12 protein-coding genes and 1 tRNA gene are annotated in these 16,462 nt (G+C 56.4%); all 13 read left to right on the forward strand.

Annotation, left to right across the window (positions count from 1 at the left end; translation table 11 throughout):
- Positions 1 to 1,113 (forward strand): elongation factor Tu (gene tuf / locus ACLK1G_RS23150; protein WP_420767523.1); only part of this gene is annotated, 1,113 nt, incomplete at its 5' end.
- A gap of 53 nt (positions 1,114 to 1,166) precedes the next feature.
- Positions 1,167 to 1,242, forward strand: a tRNA-Trp gene (locus ACLK1G_RS23155).
- A gap of 45 nt (positions 1,243 to 1,287) precedes the next feature.
- The gene (gene secE / locus ACLK1G_RS23160) at positions 1,288 to 1,656 is read left to right on the forward strand and encodes a preprotein translocase subunit SecE (protein WP_024776457.1); all 369 of its coding nucleotides are present in this window, start codon (positions 1,288 to 1,290) and stop codon (positions 1,654 to 1,656) included.
- Between the two features lie 9 nt (positions 1,657 to 1,665).
- On the forward strand, positions 1,666 to 2,199 hold the full coding sequence (nusG, locus tag ACLK1G_RS23165) for a transcription termination/antitermination protein NusG (RefSeq protein WP_010443972.1): 534 nt from the start codon (positions 1,666 to 1,668) through the stop codon (positions 2,197 to 2,199).
- A 117-nt stretch (positions 2,200 to 2,316) separates the two neighbouring features.
- Positions 2,317 to 2,748 (forward strand): 50S ribosomal protein L11, encoded by a 432-nt coding sequence (rplK, locus tag ACLK1G_RS23170; protein ID WP_003176435.1) that lies wholly within the window; start codon positions 2,317 to 2,319, stop codon positions 2,746 to 2,748.
- A complete protein-coding gene (rplA, locus tag ACLK1G_RS23175) occupies positions 2,748 to 3,443 on the forward strand; it encodes a 50S ribosomal protein L1 (RefSeq protein ID WP_030138521.1) in 696 nt (231 codons plus the stop codon). Before rplK ends, rplA begins: the two co-directional genes overlap by 1 nt.
- Positions 3,444 to 3,640: 197 nt before the next feature.
- Positions 3,641 to 4,141, forward strand: coding sequence for a 50S ribosomal protein L10 (gene rplJ, locus ACLK1G_RS23180; RefSeq protein WP_003206099.1), 501 nt, complete (start codon positions 3,641 to 3,643; stop codon positions 4,139 to 4,141).
- 78 nt (positions 4,142 to 4,219) lie between these two features.
- Entirely contained in the window at positions 4,220 to 4,585 is a 366-nt protein-coding gene (gene rplL / locus ACLK1G_RS23185; protein WP_007970414.1) for a 50S ribosomal protein L7/L12, read from the forward strand.
- 220 nt (positions 4,586 to 4,805) lie between these two features.
- Positions 4,806 to 8,879, forward strand: a complete 4,074-nt coding sequence (gene rpoB, locus ACLK1G_RS23190; RefSeq protein WP_420767524.1) for a DNA-directed RNA polymerase subunit beta — start codon at positions 4,806 to 4,808, stop codon at positions 8,877 to 8,879.
- A gap of 64 nt (positions 8,880 to 8,943) precedes the next feature.
- The gene (rpoC, locus tag ACLK1G_RS23195) at positions 8,944 to 13,143 is read left to right on the forward strand and encodes a DNA-directed RNA polymerase subunit beta' (protein WP_420767525.1); all 4,200 of its coding nucleotides are present in this window, start codon (positions 8,944 to 8,946) and stop codon (positions 13,141 to 13,143) included.
- Between the two features lie 216 nt (positions 13,144 to 13,359).
- Positions 13,360 to 13,731, forward strand: coding sequence for a 30S ribosomal protein S12 (gene rpsL / locus ACLK1G_RS23200; protein ID WP_003186084.1), 372 nt, complete (start codon positions 13,360 to 13,362; stop codon positions 13,729 to 13,731).
- 102 nt (positions 13,732 to 13,833) lie between these two features.
- Complete coding sequence (rpsG, locus tag ACLK1G_RS23205; RefSeq protein ID WP_003186074.1) at positions 13,834 to 14,304, forward strand: 30S ribosomal protein S7; 471 nt, start codon at positions 13,834 to 13,836, stop codon at positions 14,302 to 14,304.
- Positions 14,305 to 14,334: 30 nt separating this feature from the next.
- On the forward strand, positions 14,335 to 16,440 hold the full coding sequence (fusA, locus tag ACLK1G_RS23210) for an elongation factor G (protein ID WP_264426328.1): 2,106 nt from the start codon (positions 14,335 to 14,337) through the stop codon (positions 16,438 to 16,440).
- Positions 16,441 to 16,462 lie beyond the last annotated feature (22 nt).

The raw sequence follows: 16,462 nt of genomic DNA on the forward strand, positions 1-16,462 counted from the left end.
CTGACCGCTGCTCTGACCCGTGTCTGCTCCGAAGTTTTCGGTTCGGCCAAGGTTGACTTCGACAAGATCGACAGCGCCCCGGAAGAGAAAGCTCGCGGTATCACCATCAACACCGCTCACGTTGAATACGATTCGTCCGTGCGTCACTACGCACACGTTGACTGCCCAGGTCACGCCGACTACGTAAAAAACATGATCACCGGTGCTGCCCAGATGGACGGCGCGATCCTGGTTTGCTCGGCCGCTGATGGTCCGATGCCACAAACCCGTGAGCATATCCTGCTGTCCCGTCAGGTAGGCGTTCCGTACATCGTTGTCTTCCTGAACAAGGCTGACATGGTTGACGACGCTGAGCTGCTGGAACTGGTTGAGATGGAAGTGCGCGACCTGCTGAGCACTTACGACTTCCCAGGTGATGACACTCCAATCATCATCGGTTCGGCTCTGATGGCTCTGAACGGCCAAGACGACAACGAAATGGGCACCACTGCTGTCAAGAAGCTGGTGGAAACTCTGGACAGCTACATCCCAGAGCCAGAGCGTGCTATCGACAAGCCGTTCCTGATGCCAATCGAAGACGTATTCTCGATCTCCGGTCGCGGTACTGTTGTGACTGGTCGTGTTGAGCGTGGCATCGTCCGTATCCAGGAAGAAGTTGAGATCGTCGGTCTGCGCGACACTCAGAAAACGACCTGCACCGGCGTTGAAATGTTCCGCAAGCTGCTCGACGAAGGTCGTGCTGGCGAGAACTGCGGCGTACTGCTGCGCGGCACCAAGCGTGACGACGTTGAGCGTGGCCAGGTTCTGGTCAAGCCAGGCACCGTCAAGCCGCACACCAAGTTCACCGCAGAAGTCTACGTTCTGAGCAAGGAAGAAGGCGGTCGTCACACTCCGTTCTTCAAAGGCTACCGTCCACAGTTCTACTTCCGTACAACTGACGTGACTGGTAACTGCGAGCTGCCAGAAGGCGTTGAAATGGTAATGCCAGGTGACAACATTCAGATGACTGTCACTCTGATCAAGACCATCGCGATGGAAGACGGCCTGCGTTTCGCTATCCGTGAAGGCGGTCGTACCGTCGGCGCCGGCGTCGTAGCCAAAGTCATCGAGTAAATAGTTGTAATGTCTTTTTCGGGCCGGCATAATGGTCGGCCTGATTTTGTTTTAGGTCAGTAGCTCAATTGGCAGAGCGACGGTCTCCAAAACCGTAGGTTGGGGGTTCGATTCCCTCCTGACCTGCCAGATTCACTCGGTGTGTCTGGCTTTCTTTTCACAGGATCTTCATAGATGACTCCTAAAGCTGAAGCTCAAGGCTCTCGCTTCGATCTGCTCAAGTGGCTAGTGGTAGTCGCTTTGGTGGTTGTTGGCGTTGTTGGCAATCAGTATTTTTCTGCTTCGCCGATCCTGTACCGTGTACTTGCATTGCTTGCCATTGCTGCTGTAGCTGCCTTTGTAGGCCTGCAGACAGCCAAGGGCAAGTCTTTCTTTGTACTCGCTAAGGAAGCTCGCACCGAGATTCGTAAAGTCGTATGGCCGACTCGCCAGGAAACCACGCAGACCACGTTGATCGTTGTGGCTGTTGTTTTGGTGATGGCGTTGCTGCTGTGGGGGCTCGATTCCCTGCTCGGTTGGCTTGTTTCCTTGATTGTTGGCTAAGGGTGTCCCGTGGCTAAGCGTTGGTACGTTGTGCATGCTTACTCGGGTTACGAGAAGCATGTTATGCGCTCGTTGATAGAGCGTGTGAAGCTGGCAGGCATGGAAGATGGCTTTGGCGAGATTCTGGTTCCCACTGAAGAAGTGGTTGAAATGCGTAATGGCCAGAAGCGCAAAAGTGAACGTAAGTTCTTTCCAGGCTATGTGCTGGTACAGATGGATATGAACGAAGGGACTTGGCACTTGGTCAAGGATACCCCTCGGGTGATGGGCTTTATTGGCGGTACCGCCGACAAGCCGGCGCCGATCACAGATAAAGAGGCGGAAGCGATTCTGCGTCGTGTCGCTGATGGTAGCGACAAGCCGAAGCCGAAGACATTGTTTGAGCCAGGTGAGGTTGTACGCGTCACCGACGGTCCATTCGCTGACTTCAATGGCACGGTTGAAGAGGTTAATTACGAAAAGAGCCGGATTCAGGTCGCGGTGCTCATTTTCGGTCGCTCTACTCCGGTAGAGTTGGAGTTCAGTCAGGTCGAAAAGGTCTGATTGGACAGGCATCCCAACCCCGCAGCCCAAGGCTGTGGGGTTTTGTCGTCACTGGGATAAACGCGCAAGCAACCGGGGAGCCTTTCGAGGCGTTCGAACCCGTAATTGGAGTGCCTCATGGCCAAGAAAATTACCGCTTACATCAAGCTGCAAGTGAAGGCCGCTCAGGCTAACCCAAGCCCACCTGTTGGTCCTGCATTGGGTCAGCACGGCGTGAACATCATGGAATTCTGCAAGGCTTTCAACGCCCGTACTCAGGGTCTTGAGCCAGGTCTGCCGACTCCAGTGATCATCACTGTCTACAGCGACCGCAGCTTCACTTTCGAAACAAAAAGCACCCCTGCTTCGGTTCTGCTGAAGAAGGCTGCAGGTTTGACCAGCGGTTCCGCTCGTCCAAACACCGTTAAGGTTGGCACCGTTACCCGTGCTCAGCTGGAAGAAATCGCGAAAACCAAAAACGCGGATCTGACTGCAGCTGATATGGATGCAGCCGTGCGTACTATCGCCGGTTCTGCTCGTAGCATGGGCCTTAACGTGGAGGGTGTGTAATGGCTAAGCTGACCAAGCGTCAAAAGGCTATCGCCGGCAAAATCGAAGCAGGCAAGGCCTACAACTTTGTAGACGCCGCCGCTCTGCTGGCCGAGCTGTCGACTGTCAAGTTCAGCGAGTCGTTCGACGTTGCTGTTAACCTGGGCGTTGACCCACGTAAATCCGACCAGGTCGTACGTAGCGCTACCGTGCTGCCACACGGCACTGGCAAGACTGTTCGTGTTGCCGTGTTCACCCAGGGCCCAGCAGCTGAAGCTGCTCTGGCCGCTGGTGCTGATCGCGTAGGCATGGACGATCTGGCTGCTGAAATGAAAGGCGGCGACCTGAACTATGACGTCGTGATCGCATCCCCGGATGCCATGCGCGTTGTAGGCCAGTTGGGTCAGATCCTCGGTCCACGTGGTCTGATGCCTAACCCTAAAGTCGGCACCGTAACCCCAGACGTAGCCACCGCGGTTAAAAACGCCAAGGCCGGTCAGGTTCGTTATCGCACCGACAAGAACGGCATCATTCACACTTCCGTTGGCAAAATCGGCTTCGACGCCGTCAAGCTGAAGGAAAACGTTGAAGCTCTGATCGCTGATCTGAAGCGCATCAAGCCAGCTTCTTCGAAAGGTATCTACGTCAAGCGCGTTACCCTGAGCACCACTATGGGCCCAGGTCTGATCATCGATCAGAGCTCGCTCGACGCGTAAGACAAAGGTTGGCGCAAGCGATTGCGCCAATCAAATATTGGGGTCCCTGCCTGGCGGGGGCTGTCCAAGACCGTAGGCGACGAAAGTCTTAAACCACAAGCCTACGCAGATGGTGCTCCCGGTTCCTTACCGAATCAGACACCAAAACGACATTCGGTTTCGATCGGATGAAACGGTAACAAGCAGGAGTTAAACCCGTGGCAATTAAACTCGAAGACAAGAAGGCCATCGTCGCTGAAGTCAACGAGGCTGCCAAAGCTGCTCTGTCCGCTGTCGTGGCTGATGCCCGTGGCGTAACAGTAGGCGCTATGACCGGACTCCGTAAAGAGGCTCGTGAAGCTGGCGTTTACGTACGTGTAGTACGTAACACCCTGCTCAAGCGCGCTGTTGCTGACACTGAATACAGTGTCCTCAATGACGTGTTCACCGGCCCGACCTTGATCGCGTTCTCCACCCAACATCCCGGCGCTGCTGCCCGTTTGTTCAAGGAATTCGCCAAAGGTCAGGACAAGTTCGAGATTAAGGCAGCTGCGTTCGAGGGCAAGTTCCTCGCAGCTAACCAGATCGACGTACTGGCAACTCTGCCGACCCGTGACGAAGCAATCTCCCAGCTGATGAGCGTGATTCAAGGCGCTACCAGCAAGTTGGCTCGTACTCTGGCGGCACTGCGCGACCAGAAAGAAGCTGCCGCAGCCTAAGGCTCGACACTCCTTTTCGCGTTTTTTGTTTATTTCGATGGTCGCGTAGGCCGTCCCCCAATCCAGGAATTTAGAGTCATGTCTATCTCTCAAAACGATATCCTCGAAGCCGTTGGCAACATGTCCGTAATGGAAGTTGTTGAGCTGATCAAAGCTTTCGAAGAAAAATTCGGTGTTACCGCTGCCGCTGCTTCCGCTGGTCCAGCTGTTGCCGCTGCCGTTGCTGAAGAGCAAACCGAATTCAACGTCATGCTGACCGAAGCTGGCGAGAAGAAAGTAAACGTGATCAAGGCAGTACGTGAACTGACCGGTCTGGGCCTGAAAGAAGCCAAGGCTGTAGTTGACGGCGCTCCTGCCATGGTTCTGGAAGCTGTTGCCAAAGACGCAGCTGACAAAGCCAAAGCAGCACTGGAAGAAGCAGGCGCTAAAGTCGAGCTGAAGTAAGCATCGACTTTGCGTCTCCAGCCCGAGCGTTAAGCGACAGGCTGATGGCTGGTGGCTCTTGCCACCGGCCTTTTTCCGTTATTGGCAGCCGACTGGGTCGGTGCTGATCGCGAGCTGTAACCACCCGATGTGGTGGCGCAAACCATGGGGTTTGCACGATTTTCTGGCTGCTCCCGTCGGGAGGGGCCAAACAAGCAGGTGACCAAGCTGGGGAACGCTGATGGCTTACTCATATACTGAGAAAAAACGTATCCGCAAGGACTTTAGCAAGTTGCCGGACGTCATGGATGTGCCGTACCTCCTGGCCATCCAGCTGGATTCGTATCGTGAATTCTTGCAAGCGGGAGCGACTAAAGATCAGTTCCGCGACGTGGGCCTGCATGCGGCCTTCAAATCCGTTTTCCCGATCATCAGCTACTCCGGCAATGCTGCGCTGGAGTACGTCGGTTATCGCCTGGGCGAACCGGCATTTGATGTCAAAGAATGCGTATTGCGCGGTGTTACTTACGCCGTACCTTTGCGGGTAAAAGTGCGCCTGATCATTTTCGACAAAGAATCGTCGAATAAAGCGATCAAGGACATCAAAGAGCAAGAAGTCTACATGGGTGAAATCCCCCTGATGACTGAGAACGGTACCTTCGTAATCAATGGTACCGAGCGTGTAATCGTTTCCCAGCTGCACCGTTCCCCGGGCGTGTTCTTCGACCACGACCGTGGTAAGACGCACAGTTCCGGCAAACTGCTCTACTCCGCGCGCATCATTCCTTACCGCGGTTCGTGGCTGGACTTCGAGTTCGACCCGAAAGACTGCGTATTCGTGCGTATTGACCGTCGTCGCAAGCTGCCTGCATCGGTACTGCTGCGCGCGCTCGGCTATACCACCGAAGAAGTGCTGGACGCGTTCTACACCACCAACGTCTTCCATGTGCAAGGTGAGAACCTGAGCCTGGAGTTGGTGCCTCAGCGCCTGCGCGGTGAAATCGCGGTCCTGGATATCCAGGACGACAAGGGCAAGGTTATTGTCGAGCAAGGCCGTCGTATTACTGCTCGCCACATCAACCAGCTGGAAAAAGCCGGTATCAAAGAGCTGCAGGTGCCGATGGACTACGTCCTGGGTCGCACCACCGCCAAGGTCATCGTGCACCCAGCCACCGGCGAGATCATCGCTGAGTGCAATACCGAGCTCACCGTCGAGATCCTGGCGAAGATCGTCAAGGCTCAGGTCGTTCGTATCGAGACCCTGTACACCAACGACATCGACTGCGGTCCGTTCATCTCCGACACGCTGAAGATCGACTCCACTGGCAACCAGCTGGAAGCCTTGGTCGAGATCTATCGCATGATGCGTCCTGGCGAGCCGCCAACCAAGGATGCTGCCGAGACCCTGTTCAACAACCTGTTCTTCAGCCCTGAGCGCTATGACCTCTCCGCGGTCGGCCGGATGAAGTTCAACCGTCGTATCGGTCGTACCGAGATCGAAGGTTCGGGCGTGCTGAACAAGGATGACATCGTTGCGGTGCTCAAGACCCTGGTCGACATCCGTAACGGCAAAGGCATCGTCGATGACATCGACCACCTGGGTAACCGTCGCGTTCGCTGCGTAGGCGAAATGGCCGAAAACCAGTTCCGTGTTGGCCTGGTGCGCGTAGAGCGCGCGGTCAAGGAACGCCTGTCGATGGCTGAAAGCGAAGGCCTGATGCCGCAAGACCTGATCAACGCCAAGCCAGTGGCCGCGGCGGTGAAGGAATTCTTCGGCTCGAGCCAGCTGTCCCAGTTCATGGACCAGAACAACCCGCTGTCCGAGATCACCCACAAGCGTCGTGTTTCCGCACTCGGCCCAGGCGGTCTGACCCGTGAGCGTGCAGGCTTCGAAGTTCGTGACGTACACCCGACTCACTACGGTCGTGTATGCCCGATCGAAACGCCGGAAGGTCCGAACATCGGTCTGATCAACTCTTTGGCCGCCTATGCGCGCACCAACCAGTATGGCTTCCTCGAAAGCCCGTACCGTGTGGTGAAAGACGCCCTGGTCACCGACGAGATCGTGTTCCTGTCTGCCATCGAAGAGGCTGATCACGTGATCGCCCAGGCTTCGGCCACGATGAACGACAAGAAAGTCCTGACCGACGAGCTGGTAGCTGTTCGTCACTTGAACGAGTTCACCGTCAAGGCGCCGGAAGACGTCACCTTGATGGACGTATCGCCGAAGCAGGTAGTGTCGGTTGCAGCGTCGCTGATCCCGTTCCTCGAGCACGACGACGCCAACCGTGCGTTGATGGGTTCGAACATGCAGCGTCAGGCTGTACCGACCCTGCGTGCCGATAAGCCGCTGGTAGGTACTGGCATGGAGCGCAACGTTGCGCGCGACTCCGGCGTTTGCGTCGTGGCTCGTCGTGGCGGTGTGATCGATTCCGTCGACGCCAGCCGTATCGTGGTTCGTGTTGCCGATGACGAAGTAGAGCCGGGCGAAGCCGGTGTCGACATCTACAACCTGACCAAGTACACCCGCTCCAACCAGAACACCTGCATCAACCAGCGTCCGCTGGTAAGCAAAGGTGATCGGGTTCAGCGCAGCGACATCATGGCCGACGGCCCGTCCACCGACATGGGTGAACTGGCGCTGGGTCAGAACATGCGCATCGCGTTCATGGCATGGAACGGCTTCAACTTCGAAGACTCCATCTGCCTGTCCGAGCGTGTGGTCCAGGAAGACCGCTTCACCACGATCCACATCCAGGAACTGACCTGTGTGGCTCGTGACACCAAGCTTGGCCCAGAGGAAATCACTGCGGACATCCCGAACGTGGGTGAAGCTGCACTGAACAAGCTGGACGAAGCCGGTATCGTTTATGTAGGTGCTGAAGTTGGCGCGGGCGACATCCTGGTCGGCAAGGTCACTCCGAAAGGCGAGACCCAACTGACTCCGGAAGAGAAGCTGCTGCGTGCAATCTTCGGTGAAAAAGCCAGCGACGTGAAAGACACCTCCCTGCGCGTGCCTACCGGCACCAAGGGTACCGTCATCGACGTACAGGTCTTCACCCGCGACGGCGTTGAGCGTGACGCTCGCGCACTGTCGATCGAGAAGACTCAGCTCGACGAGATCCGCAAGGACCTGAACGAAGAGTTCCGTATCGTCGAAGGCGCGACTTTCGAACGTCTGCGCTCCGCCCTGGTCGGCCACAAAGCCGAAGGCGGCGCCGGCCTGAAGAAAGGTCAGGAGATTACCGACGAAGTCCTCGACGGTCTTGAGCATGGCCAGTGGTTCAAGCTGCGCATGGCTGAAGATGCTCTGAACGAGCAGCTCGAGAAGGCCCAGGCCTATATCGTTGATCGCCGTCGTCTGCTGGACGACAAGTTCGAAGACAAGAAGCGCAAACTGCAGCAGGGCGATGACCTGGCTCCAGGCGTGCTGAAAATCGTCAAGGTTTACCTGGCAATCCGTCGTCGCATCCAGCCGGGCGACAAGATGGCCGGTCGTCACGGTAACAAGGGTGTGGTCTCCGTGATCATGCCGGTTGAAGACATGCCGCACGATGCCAATGGCACCCCGGTCGATGTGGTTCTCAACCCGTTGGGCGTACCTTCGCGTATGAACGTTGGTCAGATTCTCGAAACTCACCTGGGCCTCGCGGCCAAAGGGTTGGGCGAGAAGATCAACCGCATGATCGAAGAGCAGCGCAAGGTCGCTGACCTGCGTAAGTTCCTGCACGAGATCTACAACGAGATCGGCGGGCGCAACGAAGAGCTGGACACCTTCTCCGACCAGGAAATCCTGGACTTGGCGAAGAACCTGCGCGGCGGCGTTCCAATGGCTACCCCGGTGTTCGACGGTGCCAAGGAAAGCGAAATCAAGGCCATGCTGAAACTGGCGGACCTGCCAGAAAGCGGCCAGATGCAGCTGTTCGATGGTCGTACCGGCAACAAGTTCGAGCGTCCGGTTACCGTTGGCTACATGTACATGCTGAAGCTGAACCACTTGGTAGACGACAAGATGCACGCTCGTTCTACCGGTTCTTACAGCCTGGTTACCCAGCAGCCGCTGGGTGGTAAGGCGCAGTTCGGTGGTCAGCGTTTCGGGGAGATGGAGGTCTGGGCACTGGAAGCATACGGTGCTGCATACACTCTGCAAGAAATGCTCACAGTGAAGTCGGACGATGTGAACGGCCGGACCAAGATGTACAAAAACATCGTGGACGGCGATCACCGTATGGAACCGGGCATGCCCGAGTCCTTCAACGTGTTGATCAAGGAAATTCGTTCCCTCGGCATCGATATCGATCTGGAAACCGAATAACACGTGACGCGAATCGAGAGCGGGGCTGTTTTGCCCGCTCTCTGCTCCGCCAGGAGGAAAGGCCTTGAAAGACCTACTGAATTTGCTGAAAAACCAGGGTCAAGTCGAAGAGTTCGACGCCATCCGTATTGGATTGGCCTCGCCTGAGATGATCCGTTCGTGGTCGTTCGGTGAAGTAAAAAAACCGGAAACCATCAACTACCGTACGTTCAAACCCGAGCGTGATGGTCTGTTCTGCGCCAAGATCTTTGGCCCGGTAAAGGATTACGAGTGCCTGTGCGGTAAGTACAAGCGCTTGAAGCATCGCGGCGTGATCTGCGAGAAGTGCGGCGTTGAAGTCGCGCTGGCAAAAGTTCGTCGTGAGCGCATGGCGCACATCGAACTGGCCTCGCCGGTTGCCCACATCTGGTTCCTGAAATCGCTGCCGTCCCGTATCGGCCTGCTGATGGACATGACCCTGCGTGATATCGAACGCGTTCTCTACTTCGAGAGCTATGTCGTTATCGATCCAGGCATGACCACTCTTGAAAAAGGTCAGCTGCTCAACGACGAACAGTACTTCGAAGCGCTGGAAGAGTTCGGCGACGATTTCGATGCCCGCATGGGTGCCGAAGCTGTCCGCGAACTGCTGCACGCTATCGACCTGGAGCACGAGATTGGTCGTCTGCGTGAAGAGATTCCGCAAACCAACTCCGAAACCAAGATCAAGAAGCTGTCCAAGCGTCTGAAGTTGATGGAAGCCTTCCAGGGTTCCGGCAACCTGCCAGAGTGGATGGTGCTGACCGTTCTGCCGGTACTGCCGCCAGACCTGCGTCCGCTGGTTCCGCTCGATGGCGGTCGTTTCGCGACTTCCGACCTCAACGATCTGTATCGTCGGGTGATCAACCGTAACAACCGCTTGAAGCGCCTGCTCGATCTGTCCGCTCCGGACATCATCGTGCGCAACGAAAAGCGTATGTTGCAGGAAGCGGTGGACGCATTGCTCGACAACGGTCGTCGTGGCCGCGCTATCACCGGTTCGAACAAGCGTCCTCTGAAATCCCTGGCTGACATGATCAAGGGTAAGCAGGGTCGTTTCCGTCAGAACTTGCTCGGTAAGCGTGTTGACTACTCCGGTCGTTCGGTAATTACCGTAGGCCCGACCCTGCGTCTGCACCAGTGCGGCCTGCCAAAGAAAATGGCCCTGGAACTGTTCAAACCGTTCATCTTCGGCAAGCTGGAAATGCGTGGTCTTGCAACCACCATCAAGGCGGCCAAGAAGATGGTCGAGCGCGAGCTGCCAGAGGTCTGGGACGTTCTCGCCGAAGTGATTCGCGAACACCCAGTGCTGCTCAACCGTGCACCGACCCTTCACCGTCTGGGTATCCAGGCGTTTGAACCGGTACTGATCGAAGGTAAGGCTATCCAGCTGCACCCGCTGGTCTGTGCTGCGTACAACGCCGACTTCGACGGCGACCAAATGGCCGTGCACGTACCGCTGACGCTGGAAGCCCAGCTCGAAGCGCGTGCGTTGATGATGTCGACCAACAACATCCTGTCGCCAGCCAACGGTGAGCCAATCATCGTTCCGTCCCAGGACGTTGTATTGGGTCTGTACTACATGACTCGTGAAGCGATCAACGCCAAGGGCGAAGGTCGTGTGTTCGCGGACCTGCAGGAAGTTGACCGTGTGTTCCGTGCCGGCGAAGCCGCACTGCACGCCAAGGTCAAGGTGCGGATCAACGAAACCGTAAACGATCGTGATGGCAACAGCGTGACCAACACTCGTATCGTCGACACCACCGTCGGCCGTGCGCTGCTGTTCCAGGTCGTGCCGAAAGGCTTGTCCTTCGATGTCGTCAACCTGCCGATGAAGAAAAAGGCGATCTCCAAGCTGATCAACCAGTGCTACCGCGTGGTTGGTCTGAAAGAGACCGTGATCTTCGCTGACCAGTTGATGTACACCGGTTTTGCCTATTCGACCATCTCCGGCGTTTCCATCGGTGTTAACGACTTCGTTATCCCTGATGAAAAAGCCCGCATCATCGGTGCAGCCACCGAAGAAGTGAAAGAGATCGAAAGCCAGTACGCGTCCGGCCTGGTAACCCAGGGCGAGAAGTACAACAAGGTGATCGACCTCTGGTCCAAGGCGAACGACGAAGTATCCAAGGCCATGATGGCCAACCTCTCGAAAGAGAAGGTCATCGACCGCCATGGCAAGGAAGTCGACCAGGAATCCTTCAACTCGATGTACATGATGGCCGACTCGGGTGCGCGGGGTTCTGCTGCGCAGATCCGTCAGCTCGCCGGTATGCGTGGCCTGATGGCCAAGCCGGACGGCTCCATCATCGAGACCCCGATTACTGCGAACTTCCGTGAAGGTTTGAGCGTACTCCAGTACTTCATCTCCACTCACGGTGCTCGTAAGGGTCTTGCGGATACCGCGTTGAAAACGGCGAACTCCGGTTACCTGACTCGTCGTCTGGTAGACGTTGCCCAGGATCTGGTCGTGACCGAGATCGATTGCGGCACCGAGCATGGCCTGGTAATGACTCCGCACATTGAAGGCGGTGACGTTGTTGAGCCGCTGGGTGAGCGCGTATTGGGTCGTGTCATCGCCCGTGACGTATTCAAGCCGGGTACCGAGGACGTCATCGTTCCTGCTGGCACCCTGGTTGACGAGAAGTGGGTCGAATTCATCGAGCTCAACAGCATCGACGAAGTGATCGTGCGCTCGCCGATCAGCTGTGAAACCCGCTACGGCATCTGCGCCAAGTGCTACGGTCGCGACCTGGCACGTGGTCACCAGGTGAACATCGGTGAAGCGGTCGGCGTTATTGCTGCCCAGTCCATCGGTGAGCCGGGTACCCAGCTGACCATGCGTACGTTCCACATCGGTGGTGCGGCAAGCCGGACCTCCGCGGCCGACAGCGTTCAGGTGAAGAATGGCGGTACTGTCCGCCTGCACAACCTGAAGCATGTTGAGCGTGTCGACGGTCACCTGGTCGCCGTGTCCCGTTCCGGTGAGTTGGCGATTGCCGACGACTTCGGTCGTGAGCGCGAGCGCTACAAGCTGCCGTACGGTGCCGTGATTTCGGTGAAGGAAGGCGACAAGGTCGACGCTGGTGCCATCGTGGCCAAGTGGGATCCGCACACTCACCCAATCGTCACCGAGATGAAAGGTACCGTGACCTACGTGGGCATGGAAGAAGGCATCACGATCAAGCGTCAGACTGACGAATTGACCGGTATGACCAACATCGAGGTGCTCGACGCAAAAGATCGTCCAGCTGCAGGCAAGGACATCCGTCCGGCCGTGAAGATGGTCGACGACAACGGCAAGGATCTGTTGCTGCCAGGTACTGACGTAATCGCTCAGTACTTCCTGCCGGCCAACGCCCTGGTCGGTGTTGCGGACGGTGCGCGGATCGCGATCGGTGATGTTATCGCTCGTATCCCGCAAGAAACTTCGAAGACCCGCGACATCACCGGTGGTCTGCCGCGTGTTGCCGACTTGTTCGAAGCTCGTCGTCCGAAAGAAGCCTCGATTCTGGCTGAAGTCAGCGGCACCATCGCGTTCGGTAAAGAGACCAAGGGCAAGCGCCGCCTGGTTATCACCCCGAACGACGGTAGCGATCCGTACGAAGAGCTGATTCCTAAGTGGCGTCACCTGAACGTCTTCGAAGGCGAACAGGTAAACCGCGGCGAAGTTATCTCCGACGGTCCGAGCGATCCACACGACATCCTGCGTCTGCTGGGTGTGAGTGCGCTGGCCAAGTACATCGTGAACGAGATCCAGGACGTTTATCGTCTGCAGGGCGTGAAGATCAACGACAAGCACATCGAGACCATCCTGCGTCAGATGCTGCGTAAAGTTGAGATCTCCGAGTCCGGTGATTCCAGCTTCATCAAGGGCGACCAGATGGAACTGACTCACGTACTGGTAGAAAACGAGCGCCTGGCGAACGAGGACAAGTTCCTTGCCAAGTTCACTCGCGTACTGCTGGGTATCACCAAGGCGTCGTTGTCCACCGAATCGTTCATCTCGGCGGCTTCCTTCCAGGAAACCACCCGCGTACTGACCGAAGCGGCGGTAACCGGCAAGCGCGATTACCTGCGCGGCCTGAAAGAAAACGTGGTCGTGGGTCGTCTGATCCCGGCCGGTACCGGTTTGGCCTATCACAGCGAGCGCAAGCGTCGCCGTGATGCAGACAAGCCGTTGCGCGTAAGCGCCAGTGAAGTGGAAGCTGCACTGACCGAAGCACTGAACTCGAGCGGTAACTGAGTTCGGCGTTGATTGAGTGCCTGGCCCTGGTCATCCCGTTCGGCGGATCGAGACAAATTGTCGAGATCTGGCGGGCGGGGAGGTCGGGGCCTTGCCTTGACTGGGGACAAGATCCTCTTTAGACTCTTGATCCCCTAAATTTGGCGGGAATTCGTTCCTGCCATTTTGCTTTTCTTGCAAGACAATAGCGTCGCAAGACAACAGTGGAGCTAGTAGATGGCAACTATCAACCAGCTGGTACGTCAGCCGCGTAAGCGTATCGTCGAGAAATCCGACGTGCCTGCGCTGCAGAACTGCCCGCAACGTCGTGGCGTATGCACCCGTGTGTATACCACCACGCCGAAAAAACCTAACTCGGCACTGCGTAAAGTATGCCGTGTGCGTCTGACCAACGGTTTCGAGGTTTCCTCGTACATCGGTGGTGAAGGCCACAACCTGCAAGAGCACAGCGTGGTACTGATCCGCGGCGGTCGTGTAAAAGACTTGCCAGGTGTTCGTTACCACACCGTTCGCGGTTCTTTGGATACTTCCGGCGTTAAAGGTCGTAACCAGGGTCGTTCGAAGTACGGTACCAAGCGTCCGAAGTAATCGGCCGTTTTGCAGTTTTTCATTTTTATTGAGTCGATAAGAGTAAGGTCGGGCACGCATCTGCTGTCCCGGGCTAACCTGAAGACCGCTTGAGGGCTTATCATGCCAAGACGTCGCGTAGCAGCCAAACGTGAGATTCTGGACGATCCGAAATACGGAAGCCAGATTCTCGCCAAGTTCATGAACCACGTTATGGAAAGCGGCAAGAAAGCCGTTGCCGAGCGTATCGTTTATGGCGCACTGGACAAAGTTAAGGAACGCAAGAACAGCGATCCCCTGGAAATCTTCGAGAAAGCTCTCGACGCCATCGCTCCGCTGGTCGAAGTGAAGTCGCGCCGTGTAGGCGGTGCTACTTACCAGGTTCCGGTCGAAGTTCGTCCTTCCCGTCGTAACGCCCTGGCAATGCGCTGGCTGGTAGACTTCGCCCGCAAGCGCGGCGAGAAGTCCATGGCCCTGCGTTTGGCTGGTGAACTGTTGGACGCTGCTGAAGGTAAAGGTGCTGCAGTTAAGAAGCGTGAAGACGTGCACCGTATGGCTGAAGCCAACAAGGCTTTCTCGCACTACCGCTTCTAATTTTAGCGTCACTCAATTTGCGAGGGCTTTATGGCTCGTACTACACCGATTAACCGCTACCGTAACATCGGTATCGTTGCTCACGTGGATGCTGGTAAAACCACCACCACCGAGCGCGTCCTTTTTTACACCGGCAAAAGTCACAAAATGGGCGAGGTGCATGACGGCGCCGCGACCACAGACTGGATGGTTCAGGAGCAGGAGCGTGGTATTACCATTACTTCTGCTGCTATCACCGCCTTCTGGAAAGGTTCTGAGAAGCAGTACCCGCACGAGCATCGTTTCAACGTTATCGATACCCCGGGCCACGTAGACTTCACCATTGAAGTTGAGCGTTCCCTGCGTGTACTCGACGGCGCGGTCGTTGTGTTCTGTGGCACTTCGGGTGTTGAGCCTCAGTCGGAAACCGTATGGCGTCAGGCCAACAAATACGGCGTTCCACGTCTTGTTTATGTAAACAAGATGGACCGTGCTGGCGCCAACTTCCTGCGCGTGATCGGTCAGATCAAGCAGCGTCTGGGTCACACTCCGGTGCCTATCCAGCTCGCTATCGGTTCGGAAGACAACTTCCAGGGCCAGATCGACCTGATCAACATGCAGGCCGTGTACTGGAATGACTCCGACAAGGGTATGGTCCCTGTTCGCAAGGACATTCCTGCCGAGCTGTTGGAAGAAGCCGAGCAATGGCGCAGCAACATGGTTGAGGCAGCAGCCGAAGCCAGCGAAGAGCTGATGAACAAGTACCTCGAAGGTGAAGAGCTCACCAACGACGAAATCAAGGCCGCTCTGCGTCAGCGTACTATCGCTGGTGAGATCGTTCTGGCTGTTTGCGGTTCTTCCTTCAAGAACAAGGGTGTTCCCCTGGTTCTCGACGCCGTGATCGACTTCCTGCCTGCTCCAACCGACATTCCTGCTATCAAGGGTTCCAACCCTGATAACGAGGAAGAGGAAATGGAGCGTCACGCAAGTGATGACGAGCCGTTCGCGGCCTTGGCATTCAAGATCGCTACCGACCCATTCGTGGGTACCTTGACCTTTGTTCGAGTTTACTCGGGCGTGTTGGCATCCGGCGACGGCGTGATCAACTCGGTGAAAGGCAAGAAAGAGCGCGTGGGTCGTATGGTGCAGATGCACGCAAACGCCCGTGAAGAAATCAAGGAAGTGCGCGCTGGCGACATCGCGGCCTTGATCGGCATGAAGGACGTCACCACTGGCGAGACCTTGTGCAACGCTGACAAGCCAATCATCCTGGTTCGCATGGACTTCCCGGAGCCGGTTATTTCGGTTGCCGTTGAGCCTAAGACCAAGGATGACCAGGAAAAAATGGGTATCGCTCTGGGCAAGCTTGCTCAGGAAGACCCGTCTTTCCGCGTCAAGACTGATGAAGAGACTGGTCAGACGATCATCTCCGGCATGGGCGAGCTGCACCTGGACATCCTGGTTGACCGGATGCGCCGTGAGTTCAACGTCGAAGCCAACATCGGTAAGCCTCAGGTTTCCTATCGTGAGCGCATCACGAAGAGCTGTGAAATCGAAGGCAAGTTCGTTCGCCAGTCCGGCGGTCGTGGCCAGTTCGGTCACTGCTGGATCCGTTTTGCTCCTGCTGACGAAGGTCAGGAAGGTCTGCAATTCCTGAACGAAGTCGTTGGTGGTGTGGTTCCTAAGGAATACATCCCGGCGATCCAGAAAGGTATCGAAGAGCAGATGAAGAACGGCGTTGTTGCCGGCTATCCGCTGATCGGCCTGAAGGCGACTGTGTTCGACGGTTCTTACCACGACGTCGACTCCAACGAGATGGCGTTTAAGGTGGCTGCTTCCATGGCTACCAAGCAACTGGCCCAGAAGGGCGGTGGTGAGTTGCTTGAACCTATCATGGCGGTAGAAGTCGTTACGCCTGAAGACTACATGGGTGATGTCATGGGCGACCTTAACCGTCGTCGTGGCATGATTCTGGGTATGGAAGATACGGTTTCCGGCAAGGTTATCCGCGCCGAGGTTCCGTTGGGTGAGATGTTCGGTTACGCAACCGACGTTCGCTCCATGTCTCAGGGTCGCGCAAGCTACTCTATGGAATTCAAAAAATACAATACAGCTCCGTCGCATATCGTCGAGACTGTTACCAAAAAGCAAGGCTGATCCAGCCCCTTTAAGCTAGGAG

The organism is Pseudomonas algeriensis, assembly GCF_048847255.1.
Classification (GTDB): Bacteria; Pseudomonadota; Gammaproteobacteria; order Pseudomonadales; family Pseudomonadaceae; genus Aquipseudomonas.

Bases quoted from the DNA above. Each gene is read 5' to 3' on its own strand.
- secE (WP_024776457.1), top strand. From the start codon at position 1,288: ATGACTCCTAAAGCTGAAGCTCAAGGCTCTCGCTTCGATCTGCTCAAG.
- rplK (WP_003176435.1), top strand. From the start codon at position 2,317: ATGGCCAAGAAAATTACCGCTTACATCAAGCTGCAAGTGAAGGCCGCT.
- rplA (WP_030138521.1), top strand. From the start codon at position 2,748: ATGGCTAAGCTGACCAAGCGTCAAAAGGCTATCGCCGGCAAAATCGAA.
- rplL (WP_007970414.1), top strand. From the start codon at position 4,220: ATGTCTATCTCTCAAAACGATATCCTCGAAGCCGTTGGCAACATGTCC.
- rpoB (WP_420767524.1), top strand. From the start codon at position 4,806: ATGGCTTACTCATATACTGAGAAAAAACGTATCCGCAAGGACTTTAGC.
- rpsL (WP_003186084.1), top strand. From the start codon at position 13,360: ATGGCAACTATCAACCAGCTGGTACGTCAGCCGCGTAAGCGTATCGTC.
- rpsG (WP_003186074.1), top strand. From the start codon at position 13,834: ATGCCAAGACGTCGCGTAGCAGCCAAACGTGAGATTCTGGACGATCCG.
- fusA (WP_264426328.1), top strand. From the start codon at position 14,335: ATGGCTCGTACTACACCGATTAACCGCTACCGTAACATCGGTATCGTT.